Origin of the sequence: Streptomyces hiroshimensis (assembly GCF_014650335.1) — a bacterium.
Lineage (GTDB): Bacteria > Actinomycetota > Actinomycetes > Streptomycetales > Streptomycetaceae > Streptomyces > Streptomyces hiroshimensis.
Map to the genome: position 1 here is coordinate 43,445 of NZ_BMUT01000018.1, position 16,678 is coordinate 60,122.

Genomic DNA, 16,678 nt, shown 5'->3' on the forward strand with positions numbered 1-16,678 from the left:
GGAACCACGACGAGCTCTAGCCCCGTAGCGCCGTCATGCCGTTGCCGTTGTCGTAGGACGCCCACGCTTCCAGGGCGAATCCGTTCCCCTCCTTGCGGACTTCCATGGCGCCCGGCCCGGCGAAGTGTGCGGGGACGACCAGTTCGCGCTCGGCCGCGGCTCGTTCCAGGATCCGGCGGCGGCTGGCCGCGGCCTGGTCCTGGTCGAGGCAGAAGCAGCTGTTGCAGGAGGGGTGGAGGATCTGTACCGGGCTGTGCAGCAGGTCGCCGACGAACACGGCCCGGTCGGTGCCGGATGCCAGCCGCAGCACGGACGAGCCGGGTGTGTGGCCAGGCGCGGGCTCCAGCGTGAGGTTGTCGTCGATGCGGTGGACGCCGTCCCACAGCACGGCCCGGCCCGCTCGGTGGATGGGCGCGATGCTGTCCTCGTAAAGCAGCCGGTCGTCCTCCTGCCGGCCCTTTCCGTACCCGTTGTCCGGGCCGTAGTGGAAGTCGTCGGCGGCCGGGATGAGGTATTCGGCGTTCGGGAAGGTCGGTATCCACTCCCCCTCGGCGCCGGTGGTGTTCCAGCCGACGTGGTCGATGTGGAGATGGGTGTTGACGACGACGTCCACGTCCTGCGGCCGGACGCCGGCTTCCGCGAGCCGGCCGAGGAAGTCTCCCTGCCAGTGGTGGAAGTGCGGCGAGCCGGGCCGCTCGCGCCCGTTGCCCACGCCGGTGTCGACCAGGACGGTACGCCCGCCGCTGCGCAGCACCCAGCTCTGCAGCGCTACGACCGCCTTGTCGCTCTCCGGGTGCCAGTGGTCCGGCGCCAGCCAGTGCTCGTTGTCCTTCCACATCTCGGCGGTGGACTCCGGGACGAAGCCCCGGGCGGGCACGAGCGGGCCCTGCCATTCGACGACCCGGATGACCTCGACGTCGCCCAGCACGGTTCTCTGCACGTTCTCGTTCTTCATGTCCTCGACCCTAGGGGGGAGTCGGTGAGCTTCTCCATGCCTGTTCTGCTCAATTGAATACGTGGGCGTCTCATGTCTCACGCCCTCCGGCGATACCCTGACGTCCATGGACGTGGTCAGCGACGCGATCTCCGCCGTGCGCCTCGGGCGCCCCTCCTTCAACCGGGCGCGGGTAGGCGGGAGCTGGTGCGTGCGACTGCCGCCGTACGAGGGGGCAGGGTTCCACGTCATCATGGAGGGCAGCTGCTGGCTTCTGCCCGACGGCGGCTCCCCGGTCTCCCTCGGCACGGGCGACACGGTGCTGCTGCCGCACGGCAACGGACATGTGCTCGCCTCCTCCCCCGTCGACGCGGCGGAGGCGGAGAAGGCGGTGCCGTTCGAGCAGTGGCTCGACGAATCGGAGGCTCGTGCCGGTGCCGGTACCGACCATGTGGAGATGCTCTGCGGCAAGTACCGGCTCGACCGCAGCCACGTACACCCGCTGATGGCGGAGCTGCCGAAGGTCGTCCACCTGCCGAACCGCGCAGGCAGCCACCCCGAACTCCGCGCCGCCATCGGCCTGCTGGGCGGCGAGCTGGACGTCCGGCGGCCCGGTTCGTACACGGCTCTGCCGAGCCTGCTCGACCTGCTCCTCGTCTACATGATCCGTTCCTGGATGGCCGAGAGCACGACCGGATCCTGGCCCGGCGTACTGGGCGACGAGGTGACGGCCGCCGCCCTGCGCGCGCTGCACACGGACCCGGCCGCGCTGTGGACCAACGAGCGCCTGGCCGCCGAGGCGGGCGTCTCCCGCCCCACCCTGGCGCGCCGGTTCACCGCCATGGTCGGCCGCCCTCCGATGGCGTACCTGACCTGGTGGCGCCTGACCTTCGCCGCCACCCTCCTCCGTGACACCCCGGACACGCTCGCCTCCATCGCCCGTCGCGTCGGCTACGGCAGCCCGTACGCGCTCTCACACGCTTTCAGCAGGCAGTTCGGCACGACGCCGGGGCGGTATCGGGAGTCGCGTTCACCGGGCCGCTGATTCGGCTTCGCGCCGAGCACCGTTCCGGAGGTCACGACGTTCATAGCCGCCTTCTCCACCCTTCGGGCGGCGGCTTCTAGACTCCCGGCCATGACTTCAGGAGATTCGTTAGCCACCAGTCAGCGATCCCTGGGCGACCCGGAGGTACGCCACCCCCTGTGGCCACCGCTGGTCGCGGGGTGCCCCACCACCAGCACCGACGCCATCGCCCACCCGCTCGAGGTCGACTACGCCTACGACAGGGCGAGTACGGCACTGTTCACCGGCCCCGGCCCCGGCACAGGCCCTGGAAACAGCGCCGGTCACGACCGCTGGGCCCCGCTCCTGCCCCCGCTCCTGGCTCCCGGTCTCGGGGAAGGCGGCACCCCGCTGATCGACCTCGGCAACGGTGTCTTCGTCAAGGACGAGTCCCGCAACCCCACGTGGAGCCACAAGGACCGGCTCAACCGGGTCACGGTCAGCGCCGCCGTCGGCGTCGGGGCGAGCGGCACCGTCGTCGCCTCCTCCGGAAACCACGGCGCGTCCGCCGCCGCCTACGCGGCGCGTGCCGGACTGCGGTGCGTCGTACTCGCATCCGCGGACATGCCGCCCGCGGTCGCTTCCTTCCTGAACGCCTACGGAGCAGTGGTCCTGCCCGTGCCCGCCGCCGAACGCTGGCCGCTGATGCGGCTCATCGTCGACCGCATCGGCCTGCACCCCGTCAGCAACCTCACGGTCACCCACACCGGCCACCCTTTCGGCGCCGAGGGCTACAAGACCGTCGCGTACGAGATCTTCGCCGACCTCGGTGTCCCCTCGGCGGTCTTCGTGCCCACCGGCTACGGCGAACTGCTCTTCGGCGTCTGGAAGGGGTTCACGGAACTCCGCCGACTCGGCCTGGCAGAGAGCGTTCCGCGCATATACGCCTGCGAACCCGAACTCGGCGGCCCGCTCCACGCCGCCCTGCGCCAAGGGGTCCCGGCCGCCCGGGTCGATGTCGGCAAGTCGGATGCGTACGGCATCGACTGCCCGGTCGGCAGCATCCGGGGCGTGCTGGCCGTGCGCGGGAGCGGCGGCGATGCGCTGCTGGTCAGCGACAAGCAAATGAGGGCCGCTCAGGCGGAGCTGGCCGGCCAGGGCCTGTGGGTGGAGCTCTCGGCCGCCGCGGGGCTCGCCGGCCTGCGCAGCACGGAGAAGACCGAGGCGAAGACCCCGGAGAACACCGCGGAGAACGCCGCGGGGCGGGCGGAGCGAGAAGGGCCGGTCGTCTGCATCTCCACGTCCAGCGGCTTCAAGGACCGCGGCGTCGGCGCGCCGGAACTCGCCGTTCCCGTCGACCCGTCCTGGGACGAGGTGTACCGGCGGCTGCGCGCGGCAGGCATTCATGACTGACCCCGGAAGCCCCGAAGATCCCCTGGATAGCATCCCTGCATGACACACGCATCATTGCGCCGTTCCATAGCACCGGCAGCCGCCCTGGCCCTCGCCTTCACCGCGCTCCTGGGCCCGGCCGCTGCCGGCGCGGCGGCAGCGGCCGCGGCCGCTTCCCCGGCCGGGCAGACCCCCGTTCGCCCCACCGCCTCGGACCGCGACGTGGTCGCCGGCCTGGAGCGGTACGCCCACCCGCTGCGTACCGCCGAGCCCGGCGGGCCGTCGGGCGACCTGGCTGCGTTCGGCGCGATGACCCGGGGTGCGTCCATCGTCGGCGTCGGTGAGGCCACGCACGGCTCGAAGGAACTGTTCACCGTGAAGGACCGGTTGTTCAGGCACCTCGTCCAGCGCGAGGGCTTCTCCTCCTACGCCATGGAGATCAGCTGGTCGGCGGCCACCCGGCTGAACGCGTACATCCTCACCGGCAAGGGTGACGTCCGGCAGATCATGCACGAGGAGTTCCAGGACGGGTACTCGCTGCTCGACACGGAGGAACTCGCCCGGCTGTTCAGCTGGATGCGGGAGCACAATCGCACCACCGGCTCGCACAAGCTCCGGCTCGTGGGCATGGACTTCTCCGACGCCGATCCGGAGCAGTACGAGCGCATCCTCACCTGGGCGGAGGGCAACGAGCCCGCCCTCGTGCCCGAACTCCGCCGTCACTACGCCGCGCTCCGCGCCCTGCCCACCGGGGTCGCCGCGCGCATGGCGGCGTACAACGCCCTGCCGCTCACCGAGCGGAAGGCGATCGAGAAGGACGCGGCGGCCGCCTACCGGCTGCTGTCCGAGGCCGGCAAGAAGGACCCGTGGGTGCTGCAGGAGGCCCGGGTCATCTCGCACATGGCCACGGAGTACACCACTGACTGGAGCGACCCGGACCAGGCCAAGGCCGCGAGCCGCCGACGCGACCGGATCATGGCGGAGACCGCCGTGTGGTGGCAGCGCCAGACCGGCGAGCGGATGGTCGTCTCGGCCCACAACGGGCACGTCTCCTACGAGACCGCGGTGCCGAAGTACTACCCGGTCACGATGGGCGCGGACCTGCGGGAGCTCGCGGGCCGCGACTACCTCGCCGTCGGCACCTCCTTCTACGGCGGCGAGTACCGCGCCAAGACGGCGACGGGCGAGGCGGGGACCTACAGCACCGGCCCGGCCGCGCCCGGCAGCAACGAGCACACCCTCGACGAGGTGCGCTACCGCGACTTCTACGTCGACCTGCGCGCGGCCGGCCGGGAACCGGCCCTCAAGAGCTGGCTGAACACGGAGCGCCCCACGTTCGTCGTCCCCGGGCGCTACCCCAACGACCCGACGCCGCCGCTCGCGCTGGGCCGCGCCTTCGACGTCGTGGTGCACCTGCACGACGTGCAGGCGTCCGTGGCAGTACCGCAACCGCAGCCGAAGTAGCGAGTTCGCCCTCCGCGATCGGTCTGCCGCCCGGCAGAACCGGCGTGCGATGATCGGGCCATGACACGGGACACGCGGGACGCTTCCGGTTCCGGCATGGGATACCTCCTGGACAACCGGCAGGCCGAAGCGGGAGAGCGGTTCGCCGCGCTGTCGGCGCTCTTCGACCCGTCGACGTTCCGGCACTTCGAGACGGTCGGGGTCGGCGAGGGGTGGCGGTGCTGGGAGGTCGGCGCCGGTGGGCCCAACGTGCCGGCATGGCTCGCCGAGCGCGTCGGCCCGGCCGGGCACGTGGTGGCCACCGACATCGACACCTCCTGGATGCGGGAGGCATCGGGTTTCGAGGTGCTGCGCCACGACGTGGCGGCCGAGGCGCCCCCGGCCGGGGGGCCGTTCGACCTGATCCACGCCCGGCTCGTGCTGGTCCACCTCACCGACCGCGCCAAGGCCCTGCGGTCGATGGTCGAGGCGCTTCGCCCCGGCGGGTGGCTGGTGCTGGAGGACGGCGACCCGGCTTTGCTACCGCTGATCTGCCCCGACGAGTACGGGCCGGAGCAGGAGCTGGCCAACAGGCTGCGCCGCGGCTTCCGCGAGCTGCTGCGGCAGCGCGGCGCGGACCTGGCGTTCGGGCGCAAGCTGCCGCGGCTGCTGCGCGAGGCCGGGCTGGCCGACGTCGAGGCCGACGCCTACTTCCCGATCACCTCACCCGCGTGCACCGTGCTGGAGGTGGCCACCGTCCACCAGCTGCGCGACAAGCTCGTCGCTGCGGGGCTGGCCACCGACGAGGAGGTCGACCGCCACCTGGCCAACATCGCCGCGGGCGGCCTCGACCTGGGCACCGCACCGATGATCTCCGCCTGGGGCCGCCGCCCGGCGGCCTGAGGCTTGTCCGCCGTTCCGGCATCGCACTACCGTGCCCGTGTGGATCTCTTCTCGCGCTCTTGGGCGGCGTTGCGCACGGCGGTCGCCCAGCTCCCGGACGAGGCCTTCGACCAGCCGTCCGGCTGCAGGGGCTGGCTCGTGCGGGACCTCGTGTGCCACCTGATCATCGACGCGCAGGACGTCCTGATCACCCTCGTCACCCCTGCCGATACGGAACCGACCGTCAACGCGGTGACCTACTGGAACGTCAAGGATCAGCCGCCGACCGGCGAGGATCCGCTCGACGCGCTGACCGTCCGCCTGGCCGCCGCGTACGAGGAGCCGGGCCTGCTCAAGTTCCACCTCGACGACGTCGGCTCCGCCGCCGGCCGCGCCGCCGAACTCGCCGACCGCGGTGTCCGGGTGAGCACCCGCGACGAGGTCCTCACCACGGACGACTACCTCACCGCGTACGTCCTGGAATGGACGCTGCACCACCTCGACCTGATCGCGCACCTCCCGGATGCGGCGGAACCGCCCGCCGAGGGCCTGGCCCGGACCCGCGCGATGCTGGAAGAGATCGCCGGCGCCGCGTTCCCCTCGTCGTTCACCGACAGGGACGCCCTGCTGATCGGCACCGGCCGCCGGGCACCGACCGAGGCGGAGAAGGCCGGACTCGGCGCGCTGGCCGCGAAACTGCCGCTCGTCATCGGCTGAAGCGCGCCCGCCTGCCAGGTCCCCCGGACGGCGGGCCGTGCGTGCAGCGTCCGGGTGCAGCCGGGCACCGGCCCGTTCGCCCGCATCGAAGCCGACGGAAGGGAGCGGCGCCCGGCGCACCCCCGTCACCAGGTGGCGGGGGTCGGCTCACCGCTCACGAGAGAGCGGGCTCGATCTTCCCGTGCGCATTGGCGGGCATGTACTTCTTGTTGCCTTGGTAGTGGACCTCGTAGCCGGAACTGAGGGCGTGGATCCACAGCAGGGGATCGAGGAGGTTGGAGCCGGAGTCGAGGTGGGCGACGCCGGTCGCGTCGGTGACTGCAGTGCCGACCTGGCGGCCGTCGCTGAGGGCGAAGGTGATCGGCTGACCCTTGATGGGCTGGCCGTCGTTGTCGATGAGCTTGGCACTGATCTGCGCCTGCGCCTGCCCCAGGACGGTGCCCTTCACGGTCGCCGCGGTGAGCTGCGGATATTCCTTTTCGTCGTCGTGCTGGGGCGGCGCCGGCGGGTAGTAGTACCCGTACCCCGGCTGCGGCTGGGGCGGGTAGTAGCCCTGGGGCGGGTAGTACCCCGGCTGCTGGGGCGGGTAGTACCCCGGCTGTGGCGGGTAGTACCCCTGAGGCGGGTACCCCTGGGGTGGCTGCGGCGGCGGCGGCGCGTAAGGCTGTGTCACCAGAGAACTCCTAGCGGTCGTTGAGCACGACTGGGGCGGTTCCACCCTTGGATGGGTGTGACACTCACCCTGTTATTGCGCGAGCCCTCAAAGCGGCAAACCACCCACACGGGGGGCTCGATGCACTCACCAGACACTCCGGGCAAAGGCGATGAGAGGGTCATGGGCGGGCCCTCGTAGCGGCCTACGCCAATATGCCAGTGGCTCATGCCGACATATGCGAGCCCGATGAGCCACCGGCCAGGGCGCACCCACCCGACAGGCGTACACCCAGGAGTACCGCTGCCTGCTTGCCGGCTTCTCCTGCGGTGCCCTGGCCGGGCATCTCCGTCAGATCAATGGAAGGCCGCGGAGCCTGTCGGCGGTCGCGATCAGGCCCCGTGGTGCCCCCACGAGCCATGCGAGGCCGCCGATCACCACGATCCCGCTCCAGAAAGGGTCCCCTCGGCCGAAGTCGCCGCCGCATCAGCCCAGATGGCCGCCGGTCAGAAAGGCACTCAGAAAGGCACGCCGCTGTCGGAGTGGTAGCGGCCGCGCCCGTCGTTCTCCTCGCACCACTTGTCGTAGCTGTCCCGGTACCGCTTCCTGCCACCGCCGCTCCTGCCGCCGCCGGCGAGGCCGCCGATGAGCATGACCGGAAGGAGCAGCATCGCGGCAATGGCGAAGGCCGTCATCAGGAGGCCGACGATCACGGCGAGGATGATTTTCGCGGCGAAGAATCCGCATACGGCGAGACCGGCGATGACCACGATCTTCCATACGACCGGAAGTTTCTTGAACCGGGCCAGCAGAATGCCCTTGCCCTTTTGTGCCGCCAAGCGTTTTCCGACGCGACGCCTCATGATGTTCCCCCGATTTCCCGCCCGGCCGGCGATCGCCGACTCGGCCGGACGACTGCGACCGGGAAAGTCTGGCACCCTCACCCCACGCGGCGTGGGGAGTTCACCGACTCCCCGTTTCGGAAATCCGTTCGGGCCTCTATCCGCTATCCGTTATCCGCTATCCACCTCCATTCGAAGGGGCCATGGTCCTGCGCAGGCCGTAAACAGCCGCTCCCACCGCGAGGACCGCGGCTCCGGCAACCACCGAAGCCACGGGCAGCGCGATCGCCAGGGCCGCGCAGCCGGTCAGGCCGATGACCGGTACCGCACGCGGCGGGCGTCCCTCCTCGGGGGCGAGGGTCCATGCGGCGGCGTTGGCGATGGCGTAGTAGGCCAGGACGGCGAAGGAGGAGAAGCCGATCGCGCCCCGTACGTCCACGGTGGCGGCGAGCACGGCGACGACGGCCCCGACGGTGAGTTCGGCGCGGTGCGGGACGCCGAAGCGGGGGTGAACGGCCGCCAGGGCGTGGGGCAGGTGGCGGTCCCGGGCCATGGCGAAGGTGGTGCGGGATACGCCCAGGATCAGGGCGAGCAGGGAGCCGAGTGCGGCGACGGCCGCCCCGGCGCGGACGACGGGCACCAGGGCGGGGGCACCGGCCCGGCGCACGGCCTCCGCCAGCGGTGCGGCCGCGTCGGCGAGCCCGTCCGGCCCGAGTACGGACAGCACCGCGGCGGCGACGGCCGCGTACACCACGAGGGTGATGCCCAGGGCCAGCGGGATCGCGCGGGGGATGGTGCGGGCGGGGTCGCGTACCTCCTCCCCGAGGGTCGCGATGCGGGCGTACCCGGCGAAAGCGAAGAACAGCAGCCCTGCCGCCTGCAGCACCCCGCCCGCGCCGGCGTCCGCAGCGACGTGCAGGCGGCCGGCATCCGCCGTGCCGCCGGTCAGGCAGCCGGTGACCACCGCTGCCAGGACCGCCAGGACCACGGCGACGATCGCGCGGGTCAGCCGGGCGGACTTCTGCACCCCGGTGTAGTTGACCGCCGTCAGCGCCACCACGGCGGCCACGGCGACGGCGTGGGCCTGGCCGGGCAGGGCGTAGGTCCCGACGGTCAGGGCCATGGCCGCGCAGGAGGCGGTCTTGCCCACGACGAAGCCCCAGCCGGCCAGGTAGCCCCAGAAGTCGCCCAGGCGCTCGCGGCCGTAGACGTAGGTCCCGCCCGAAGCCGGGTGACGGGCGGCCAGCCGCGCCGAGGAGGTGGCATTGCAGTACGCCACCAGCGCGGCCAGGGCCAGGCCGGGCAACAGCGCCGATCCGGCGGCCTCGGCTGCCGGGGCGAGGGCGGCGAAGATCCCCGCCCCGAGCATGGACCCGAGGCCGAGCACCACGGCGTCGAAGACGCCCAGACGCCGTTCCAGCCCGCCTGCGCCCGCCGGAGCTGCCGCCGCGTTCATCGCTCACCCCTTCACGGAGCCCCGGCGGGCCCCACGAGCCGTGGATACCGGCGCAGCGCACGGTACCGGAGCGGAACGTCCGGCGAACGAAGTGACGGCCCTGTCGATCCTGGGCACCGCAAAAATGCCCCGGCCGCGGTCAGGCCGCCCCCGCCGATCCCACCAGGGCGTGGCCCGGTGCCGGGAACGCCGCCCGTACCAGATAGGCGTCGCCGGGGACGGGGCCTGCGGCCAGGTCGCCGCCCAGGAGACGGGCCCGTTCGCGCAGGCCCGCCAGCCCGTGGCCGCCCGCCGCCTCTGCCGCGGCCGGCTTCCGCCCGCTGCGGACCTCGACCACCAGGCAGGTGTGGTCGTCCACCGACTCGACCCGCACTTCTACGGGCCGGGCGGGATCGCCGTGGCGCCTGACGTTGGTCAGGGCCTCCTGGACGGTGCGGTAGGCGGCCAGCTCCACGGCGGCGGGCCAGCGGACCCCTGTTCCCGGCTCCACGACGGCCCGGACCGGGAGTCCGCTGCGTTCGGCCAGCGCCGCAATGTCGGCGAGCCGGCGCACGGAAGGGGTGGCGTCCTCCTCGGCCCTGGGGCTGCGGAGCACTCCGACGGTGTGGCGGACCTCGTCGAGGGCGCGCACGCTGAGTTCACGGATGAGATCGGCTTCCTTCCGTACGGCCGGGTCGGCGCTGCCCTGTGCCAGCGCTGCGGCCCGTACGGCGATCAGGCTCATCTCGTGGCCGACCACGTCGTGCATCTCGCGGGCCAGGGCGGCCCGTTCCCGCGCCGCCACGGCCTTGTGCTCCGCCGCCCGCTCCCGGTCCCGGCACCGCGCCAGCTCCAGCAGTTGCTCCGCGATCCGGCGCCGGGAGCGCAGGAGCCGGCCGAGGACGACGGGGCCCGCGCCGACCAGGGCGCAGTAGACCTCGGCCCGGAGCCAGTTGCCCGTCTCGGGGAACGGGCCGCCGAAGAGAGTCCAGTCCAGCAGCACGGCGGCGGAGACGCACAGGCCGCTCAGGGCCGCCGTCACTTCGGAGGCGACGACGGCCACCCGTACCAGCGCGATCATGGCGGCGAGCCACATGCCGCCGACCGTGAGCGCCGGGAGGGTCAGGAGCAGGACGGTCAGGGGCCGTCTGCGGCGCCAGGGCAGGGCCGCGAGGGCGAGCAGCGAGAGGCCGACGACGGCCGGGTGCTCGATGCGCGAGCCGAGCAGCGTCACGAGGTCGCTGCAGGCCAGGGCCAGGACCGCGCCTTCCACCAGCGGGCCCGGCGGCCGGAACCGGGCCAGGGCCTGCCGCGCCCGCTGCGCTCGCCGCAGGATTCCGGTGGGCTCAGCGGCGGCGCTCACCGCCCGTGGGAGGCGAGGTCCGCTGCTGAGCCCACGAGCCCGGACTGCCAGGCGATGACCGCCGCACGAACCCGGTTGTCGGTACCGAGCTTGGCGAGCACGGTGCTCACGTGCTCCTTGACCGTGCCGGGGCTGAGGTGCAGTTCCGTGGCGATCTCGCGGTTGGACAGCCCGGCACCGAGGAGTGCCAGCACTTCCCGCTCACGCGGCGTCAGCTGGGCCACCCGTTCGTCGGCGTCGGCCACCGCCGGCTGCGGGGCCGGCGTCTCGGCCTTTCCTCCTTCACGTCCTCTTTCACGCTCGCCGGTCAGCGAGGAAACGTATCCCTCGACGACCGAGCGGGCGACCGACGGGGACAGGGCGCTGCCCCCGGCGGCCGCCGCCCGTACCGCCCGGGCCAGGTAGGCGGGGTCGCTGTCCTTGAGCAGGAATCCGTCCGCGCCGGCCTGCAGGGCCCGGGCCACGTAGGCGTCGCTGTCGAAGGAGGTCAGCATCAGCACGGACGGCGCGCCCGGGCGGCCCTTGACGTCTTCGAGGACGGCCAGGCCGTCGCGGTCCGGCATCCGGATGTCGAGCAGGACGACATCCGGTGCGCTCTCGGCTATCGCCGCCGGCGCTTCGGTCGCCGTGCACTCCCCCACGACCGTGATGTCGTCCGCGGTGTGCAGGACCATCCGCAGCCCTGTCCGGAACAGTTCCTCGTCGTCGACGATCAGCACGCGTATCACTGCGTTCCTCCCCCGTGTTCGTCCCGAGGATATCCCTCGGGACGAGGGGTCATTCGAGGACGCGGTCCGCCTTGAAGACGAGGGGAACGGCGGTGAGCAGGGCGGCGGCCAGGGTCAGGGAGCCGCCCGCGTACCAGGTGGTGACCTCGGTGTACTTTCCCGGCGCCAGCGTGACGGCCAGGGTGGTGCCGAGCGCGGGCAGCAGTGCCACGGCCCGGACGAGCCCGCCGTTGAGGCCGGCGGTGGCGCGCAGGCCGGCCGGGTAGAGGAAGGCCGTGAAGACCGTCACCGACGCCGCCCAGAGCATGGAGCCCACCGGGACCAGGGCGCCCAGCAGGACGTAGCCGGTGGTGAGGTGCACGTGGCCGCCGCCGGCGGTGAGCACGGCCCAGGCCGGGCCGGTGAACGCCGCGACCAGGACGAGCCATGCGAGCAGCGCGGCGGCCAGGGCGGTGCCGGTGTAGGCGAGGAAGACCGCGCGGAGCCGTACGGGCGTGGCCAGCAGCGCCTCCATGACCCCGCTGGTGAGGTCTCCGGCGACGACGGCTCTGCTGATGGAGAGGGTGATCAGGGCGGCGGCCACGCCCAGCAGGGTGGGAGCCGACAGCAGGGCGGTGCTCAGGGCCGCGCCGGTGGCGTCGTGCAGGCCGGTCACCGAGGCGAGGTCGCTGGAGGCCGCGGTGACGCTGCCGTGGATGCCCTCGGGGTAGACCCGGGGCAGGACCAGCAGCAGGAGGACGAGTCCGAGGCCCGCGCCGAGCGGGACCAGGACGATGTGCTTGCCCTGGTGCCGCCGGGTGCGGGACGCCAGGGCCCGGGCGAGCGGTCCCGCGTTCATGACACTCCCCCGAGGAGCCGGTGGACGGTGGTTTCGGTGTCGGCCCGTACGGGGCGGATGTCGGAGACGGTGACGCCGTCGCGGACGAGTCCGGCCACGACGTCACCGATCGTCGTGTCCGGGCCCACCTCGACCGGTGTCCAGCCGTCCTCCCGGGTCGAGGCGGCGGAGGGCGTGCGGCGCAGTTCGAAGCCGGGCTCCCGGTCGGCTTCGGCGGGCAGGGAGGCGATGGTGCCGTCCTTGAGTACGAGGATGCCGGAGGCGAGCGTCAGCGCCTCGGGCACGCTGTGGGTGGAGTAGAGGACGGTGCGGTCCGCGGCCCAGTCCCGTACCAGCTCCCGGGTGGCGGCCGCGCTGACCGGGTCGAGGCCGGTGAGCGGCTCGTCCAGGAGCAGCACCTGAGGATCGGTCAGGAGCAGCCGGGCGAGGTCGGCCCGCTGGAGCTGGCCTCTGCTGAGCCGGGCGGTGCGGCGGCCGAGGAGCGCGGCGATGTCGAAGCGCTCGGCGGCGCCGGCGATGCGCCGTGCCCGTTCGTCCCGGGGCAGGCCCTGGATGGTGGCCCAGAAGTCCAGGTTGTCCCGGACGGTGAGCTGGGGGGCGAGCGCGGCGCGGTGCGAGAGCATGCCGATGCGTCGTTTGGCGTCCGGGTCCTCGGCGATGTCCGTGCCGTCCACGCGGACGCGTCCGCTCAGGGGAGGCAGGATGCCGGCGAGCGTGCGCATCAGGGTGGTCTTGCCGGCCCCGTTGCGGCCCAGCAGGACGTGGACCCCGGGCGCGAGGGCGAGGTCGAGGGGGGCGGTCACCGGCCGCCGGCGGTAGCCGGCGACGACCTGCTCCAGACGTACCTCGCTCATGCGTCTCCGAACAGCTCACGGCGCTGAGCGGGCGTCAGCTGTGTCTCGTCGGTGCGGCGCAGGAGGGACACGTGCCGGCCGACCGGGCACCAGCCCAGCCGGCGGGGTCCGAGCTTGATGGTGGTCACAGAGGCACCGTGGACCCAGGTGCCCCAGCGGACGTGGCCTTTGCCGCATTCGATGATCGTGTCTGCCATTTCCGGGGCTCCTTGCGTTGTGGGGGTGTGCGGGAGGAGTCGGCGAGGGGAGTGCGGTCGGGAGCGGCGGCGACCGCGGCGCATCCGATCATGATGAGGCTGAAGCTCCACAGCCCGATGGTCGCGACGATGCTCGCGTGCAGCAGGACGTCGAGCCCGAAGGCGGCCTTGCGCCACCGCTCCGGGCCGAGCAGGAACGCCGCGATCACCAGCTCGATGATGATCCCTCCCCAGGTCAACAGACCGAGGGTAAGACCGTGTTCGGACAGCCACAGCGCCGGGGTCGTGAACGGCTCGGCGGCCCCGAAGATCGGGTCGCGCAGGATGTAGTACTCGGCGGATCCGTTGAGCCAGTCCGGTACGCCGAACTTGCTGACGCCGCTCTGCACGTACAGGATCACCAGCTGGATGCGCAGGGCCCAGAACGCCGCGAAGGCGGTGCCGCGTGCGGTCGGTCCGATCGGTGTGGCGGGGCGCTGCCAGTGCCAGCGCCGGTCGTCGGCCATGCCCATGGGGATCAGCAGCAGGCCGGCGATGCGGGCGATGGCTTCTCCGCCGTCGGGCAGGGCGATGCTGACGCCGATCGAGTACAGCAGCCAGGCGTGGATCCACACCGTCCAGCGCGGGCGGTAGCCGCTGGCGACGACGGCCAGCAGGGCGACCATGATCCAGCGGCGCCACTCCTGGCTCACCGCCTCTCCGCCGACGCAGTAGGCGGAGACTGCCAGGGCCTTCTGGCAGTGGGGGTACGGGGCTTCGTTGAGGAGCGGGTGGAGCAGGGCGGCCGTGGGGGTGAGCGCCAGGGTGATCAGGTGGGCCGTGGCGATGAGGGTGCGGCCCCAGCCGAACCAGGGGGTCCGGGGGTCGAACCGGCTCAGGGCCCGGTCCAGGGCCGAGGCGGGCCGGTCAGCCATGGCAGGTGATCCTCAGGTGCACGGTGCGGGTGATGTGTGACGTATCGGGTGAGAGGTCGCGGTAGGCCCAGGGCACGGGACGTTCGTTGGTCATGACGACGTCACCGCAGAGGGTGGGCAGGGGCGACTTGTTGGTCACGGCGTGGGCCGGGCGGGCCGCGGCCTCGCGCAGGCACGCCTCGTTCGTGTCCTGGCAGGGCTCCCAGTCGGGCACGGCGGCGTTGAGGAGCGCCTCTTCGGGGCCCTGGGCCCGCTGGCGGCGGGAGAGGCCGAAGAGGTTGGAGGCCCTTCCCTGGGGGGTCATCGAGAGGTTGCCGGGTGCGTCGTCGCCGTGCGGCCGGTAGGCACCCATCTGCTCGCTCTGCGGCGACTTGGTGAAGAAGGCCCATCCCTGCGGGACGAAGGCCGAGGAGTAGAACTTGGCGGTCGGCGCCCAGGAGGGCGTCGTGACGTTGTTCGGCAGGGCGAAGTAGACGGAGGCGGCCATGACGGCCAGCAGGGCGGCGAACGTTCTGATGAAGGCACCCCGTTGCCGGGCCGCGTCGTCCGCGGCCCGGCAGCCGGAGTCCTGTGAGGAGTCGTGCTGGAGCATGGTTTACAGAGCGCGAGCCACCGAGGCCGCCATGGCCTGCTTGGTGAACTGCGAGGTGTCGTCCGCGGAGCGGTAGGCGACCACGAAGACCACGCCGACCTCGGCGACCGCCGCGACGGTCGTGGCGACGGTGCCGGTCTGGACGACGGCCTGCTGGGTCTTGAACCACCAGGAGCCCAGCGCCACGGCGTCGGCGCGGTTGCCCTTGCCGTTGCTCACCGCCTGCACGTCGGCGGACAGGGTGGTGAGGGCCTTCTCGACCTTGTAGGGGTTGCCGCTCTGCACGTTCTGCGTGACCGCCTGGTGGAAGGCCGGGTCGGTCTTGCGCAGCGCGGAGGTCAGGCTCGCCACGCGGGCGGCGTCCACCTTCTGCTGGGGGATGCCGAACTTCTTGAGGACCTCGGGGTGCTCGGTCGCCGCGCGCCCGGAGCCGAGGGTGAACAGGCCGACGATCTCCTCGTCGGTGTACCTGGCCTTCTGCGCGGCCTTGACCGTGCTCTTCTCGGCAGGCTCCGCGGCCTGGGCGGCCGGCGCGAGCGTGGCCATTACGGCGGCGGCGGTGGCGGCGCTGACAACGGCCGTCGTGGTGCGCCGGAGCGCCTTGCTCTTCATGTTGATATCCACGAATCGATCTTGTCCGGGGGGCGGTTGCCCCCACAACTGCCATCCGGCAGGCTGCCGAGTGGGGGGTGGTCCGGCCGCGGGCCCGTCCGGCGACAGCCCCCTGCCGGGGGCCTGGCGGCTGCGCCGTTCATCGCTCTGCGTACGCGGGGTTCTGAGTACGCGTACTCAGGTGCCCTGCGGAGCTTTTGCGCACGATTGCCCCATGGATCAAGTAGTCAGACGGTGGGCACCGGTCGGTTTCCTCCTGGGCACGGCATGGCTGGCCGGGGCGCTGGTCGTGCCGCAGGTGTGGAGCGTCGGCGTGGTGTGGGCGTGGGCGGCGGGCTGGGGCGGCCTGGTGGCCGCGCTCGTTGCCGGGAGCGCGGCGATGGTCGCGTTGCTGTTCGCGGCCGGCCTGCCCGCCCGGGGCATGGCGCCCACGCCGCGTACGCTCCCCCGGCAACTGGGGTGGGCGATCACGGTGTTCCTGGTAGGAAGCGCCGGGGTCGCCCTCGGGTACCTCGCCCGGCGATCCGGGGACATCGGCCTGGGCGGCGATGCGACGCTCTTCCTGTGGTGCGGCGTGCCGTACGCCGCGGCCGCGGCGCTGTCCGTCCCCGGCCGGGCGGTACGCGCCGCAGCCGGAACGGCGATCGCCTGCACCGCAGCCTTCCTGGCATGGTCGGGGGACCAGGCGCACCGGAGCGAGGAGCTGGCCTCCCTGCTCAAGGACTCGCCGCTCCCCCGGGAGCGTCTCCTGCTGCCCGAGGCCCCTGACGGCTACGAGATCGACGAGGACAACGGCAGCATCTCGTCCCGGGGGTTCAGCCTCGGCTACCGCTACGCCGGACGCGGCAAGGTGCGGCAGACGATCCAGTACGAGGTCTCGCCCGGCGACGTCTCCCCTTGCGCCGACGACAGGCGCCCCGGCCCCGCCACCTGCACCGACCTGGGCGGAGGCTTCACCAGCGCGGCCCGGACGCTGGGCGACGGCAGCCCCTCCACGGCACTGGCGCTGCGGCGCGACGGAGTCACCCTCACCGTCACCGTCTACGAACGGGTGGACATCTCGGAGCTGCGCCGCATGCTGGAGCGAGTCCACCCGGCCGGCGACGACGAGTTGCTGCTCGCCCTGCGCTTCACGCCGTAACCGCCCAGGCCCCACAGCCGCGTAGCCGTTTCCCTCATGGGGGTGGTTTCGGTCCGGTCACGGAGCCGCTGTCCGCGTTCTTCCGATTGTCTCTCGAACACCGCGTACGCAGCACCGCATACGCAGCAGAGAGGCAGAG

18 protein-coding genes are annotated in these 16,678 nt (G+C 72.2%); 6 read left to right on the plus strand and 12 right to left on the minus strand.

All coding sequences use genetic code 11. The annotated features are described in order from the left end of the window. Positions 1-16: 16 nt before the first annotated feature. Positions 17-955, minus strand: coding sequence for an MBL fold metallo-hydrolase (locus tag IE241_RS30455; protein ID WP_190025083.1), 939 nt, complete (start codon positions 953-955; stop codon positions 17-19). Between the two features lie 106 nt (positions 956-1,061). On the opposite strand from IE241_RS30455, the gene IE241_RS30460 reads away from it, so the two are divergent. The 5 genes from IE241_RS30460 to IE241_RS30480 all read left to right on the plus strand — a co-directional run bounded on the left by IE241_RS30460 (position 1,062) and on the right by IE241_RS30480 (position 6,371). Continuing rightward, positions 1,062-1,979: an AraC family transcriptional regulator gene (locus IE241_RS30460; RefSeq protein WP_190025084.1), complete on the plus strand. Its 918-nt coding sequence runs from the start codon at positions 1,062-1,064 to the stop codon at positions 1,977-1,979. 90 nt (positions 1,980-2,069) lie between these two features. Continuing rightward, positions 2,070-3,350 (plus strand): threonine synthase, encoded by a 1,281-nt coding sequence (locus IE241_RS30465; protein ID WP_190025085.1) that lies wholly within the window; start codon positions 2,070-2,072, stop codon positions 3,348-3,350. A gap of 39 nt (positions 3,351-3,389) precedes the next feature. Beyond that, positions 3,390-4,793, plus strand: coding sequence for an erythromycin esterase family protein (locus IE241_RS30470; protein ID WP_190025086.1), 1,404 nt, complete (start codon positions 3,390-3,392; stop codon positions 4,791-4,793). A 60-nt stretch (positions 4,794-4,853) separates the two neighbouring features. Then, positions 4,854-5,675: a methyltransferase domain-containing protein gene (locus tag IE241_RS30475; protein WP_190025087.1), complete on the plus strand. Its 822-nt coding sequence runs from the start codon at positions 4,854-4,856 to the stop codon at positions 5,673-5,675. Positions 5,676-5,714: 39 nt separating this feature from the next. Further along, positions 5,715-6,371 (plus strand): maleylpyruvate isomerase N-terminal domain-containing protein, encoded by a 657-nt coding sequence (locus IE241_RS30480; protein ID WP_190025088.1) that lies wholly within the window; start codon positions 5,715-5,717, stop codon positions 6,369-6,371. Between the two features lie 154 nt (positions 6,372-6,525). On the opposite strand, the gene IE241_RS30485 is transcribed toward IE241_RS30480, so the two are convergent. The 11 genes from IE241_RS30485 to IE241_RS30530 all read right to left on the minus strand — a co-directional run bounded on the left by IE241_RS30485 (position 6,526) and on the right by IE241_RS30530 (position 15,410). Continuing rightward, on the minus strand, positions 6,526-7,044 hold the full coding sequence (locus IE241_RS30485; RefSeq protein ID WP_190025089.1) for an Ig-like domain-containing protein: 519 nt from the start codon (positions 7,042-7,044) through the stop codon (positions 6,526-6,528). A 497-nt stretch (positions 7,045-7,541) separates the two neighbouring features. Then, entirely contained in the window at positions 7,542-7,961 is a 420-nt protein-coding gene (locus IE241_RS30490; RefSeq protein ID WP_190025090.1) for a hypothetical protein, read from the minus strand. 82 nt (positions 7,962-8,043) lie between these two features. Further along, a complete protein-coding gene (locus tag IE241_RS30495; protein ID WP_190025091.1) occupies positions 8,044-9,321 on the minus strand; it encodes an APC family permease in 1,278 nt (425 codons plus the stop codon). A 139-nt stretch (positions 9,322-9,460) separates the two neighbouring features. Then, on the minus strand, positions 9,461-10,663 hold the full coding sequence (locus tag IE241_RS34715; RefSeq protein WP_190025092.1) for a sensor histidine kinase: 1,203 nt from the start codon (positions 10,661-10,663) through the stop codon (positions 9,461-9,463). Further along, a complete protein-coding gene (locus IE241_RS30505; protein WP_190025093.1) occupies positions 10,660-11,391 on the minus strand; it encodes a response regulator in 732 nt (243 codons plus the stop codon). Before IE241_RS30505 ends, IE241_RS34715 begins: the two co-directional genes overlap by 4 nt. Positions 11,392-11,440: 49 nt before the next feature. Further along, a complete protein-coding gene (locus tag IE241_RS30510) occupies positions 11,441-12,229 on the minus strand; it encodes a hypothetical protein (protein ID WP_190025094.1) in 789 nt (262 codons plus the stop codon). Further along, complete coding sequence (locus IE241_RS30515) at positions 12,226-13,083, minus strand: ABC transporter ATP-binding protein (RefSeq protein WP_190025095.1); 858 nt, start codon at positions 13,081-13,083, stop codon at positions 12,226-12,228. The genes IE241_RS30510 and IE241_RS30515 overlap by 4 nt, the downstream gene beginning before the upstream one ends. Continuing rightward, positions 13,080-13,211, minus strand: a complete 132-nt coding sequence (locus IE241_RS34720) for a hypothetical protein (RefSeq protein ID WP_268254438.1) — start codon at positions 13,209-13,211, stop codon at positions 13,080-13,082. The genes IE241_RS30515 and IE241_RS34720 overlap by 4 nt, the downstream gene beginning before the upstream one ends. After that, entirely contained in the window at positions 13,208-14,194 is a 987-nt protein-coding gene (locus IE241_RS30520) for a sporulation-delaying protein SdpB family protein (protein WP_190025096.1), read from the minus strand. The genes IE241_RS34720 and IE241_RS30520 overlap by 4 nt, the downstream gene beginning before the upstream one ends. Continuing rightward, on the minus strand, positions 14,187-14,786 hold the full coding sequence (locus tag IE241_RS30525) for an SdpA family antimicrobial peptide system protein (protein ID WP_190025097.1): 600 nt from the start codon (positions 14,784-14,786) through the stop codon (positions 14,187-14,189). The genes IE241_RS30520 and IE241_RS30525 overlap by 8 nt, the downstream gene beginning before the upstream one ends. 3 nt (positions 14,787-14,789) lie before the next feature. Further along, the gene (locus IE241_RS30530; protein WP_190025098.1) at positions 14,790-15,410 is read right to left on the minus strand and encodes a sporulation delaying protein family toxin; all 621 of its coding nucleotides are present in this window, start codon (positions 15,408-15,410) and stop codon (positions 14,790-14,792) included. A gap of 202 nt (positions 15,411-15,612) precedes the next feature. Here IE241_RS30530 and IE241_RS30535 point away from each other — a divergent pair, with 202 nt between their 5' ends. Then, on the plus strand, positions 15,613-16,539 hold the full coding sequence (locus tag IE241_RS30535) for a hypothetical protein (RefSeq protein ID WP_190025099.1): 927 nt from the start codon (positions 15,613-15,615) through the stop codon (positions 16,537-16,539). The last annotated feature ends 139 nt before the right edge of the window (positions 16,540-16,678 follow it).

What these genes read in the sequence shown, in the direction of transcription:
- IE241_RS30455 (WP_190025083.1), bottom strand. Translation starts at nt 955, where the DNA reads ATGAAGAACGAGAACGTGCAGAGAACCGTGCTGGGCGACGTCGAGGTC.
- IE241_RS30460 (WP_190025084.1), top strand. Translation starts at nt 1,062, where the DNA reads ATGGACGTGGTCAGCGACGCGATCTCCGCCGTGCGCCTCGGGCGCCCC.
- IE241_RS30465 (WP_190025085.1), top strand. Translation starts at nt 2,070, where the DNA reads ATGACTTCAGGAGATTCGTTAGCCACCAGTCAGCGATCCCTGGGCGAC.
- IE241_RS30470 (WP_190025086.1), top strand. Translation starts at nt 3,390, where the DNA reads ATGACACACGCATCATTGCGCCGTTCCATAGCACCGGCAGCCGCCCTG.
- IE241_RS30475 (WP_190025087.1), top strand. Translation starts at nt 4,854, where the DNA reads ATGACACGGGACACGCGGGACGCTTCCGGTTCCGGCATGGGATACCTC.
- IE241_RS30495 (WP_190025091.1), bottom strand. Translation starts at nt 9,321, where the DNA reads ATGAACGCGGCGGCAGCTCCGGCGGGCGCAGGCGGGCTGGAACGGCGT.
- IE241_RS30510 (WP_190025094.1), bottom strand. Translation starts at nt 12,229, where the DNA reads ATGAACGCGGGACCGCTCGCCCGGGCCCTGGCGTCCCGCACCCGGCGG.
- IE241_RS30515 (WP_190025095.1), bottom strand. Translation starts at nt 13,083, where the DNA reads ATGAGCGAGGTACGTCTGGAGCAGGTCGTCGCCGGCTACCGCCGGCGG.
- IE241_RS30520 (WP_190025096.1), bottom strand. Translation starts at nt 14,194, where the DNA reads ATGGCTGACCGGCCCGCCTCGGCCCTGGACCGGGCCCTGAGCCGGTTC.
- IE241_RS30525 (WP_190025097.1), bottom strand. Translation starts at nt 14,786, where the DNA reads ATGCTCCAGCACGACTCCTCACAGGACTCCGGCTGCCGGGCCGCGGAC.
- IE241_RS30535 (WP_190025099.1), top strand. Translation starts at nt 15,613, where the DNA reads ATGGATCAAGTAGTCAGACGGTGGGCACCGGTCGGTTTCCTCCTGGGC.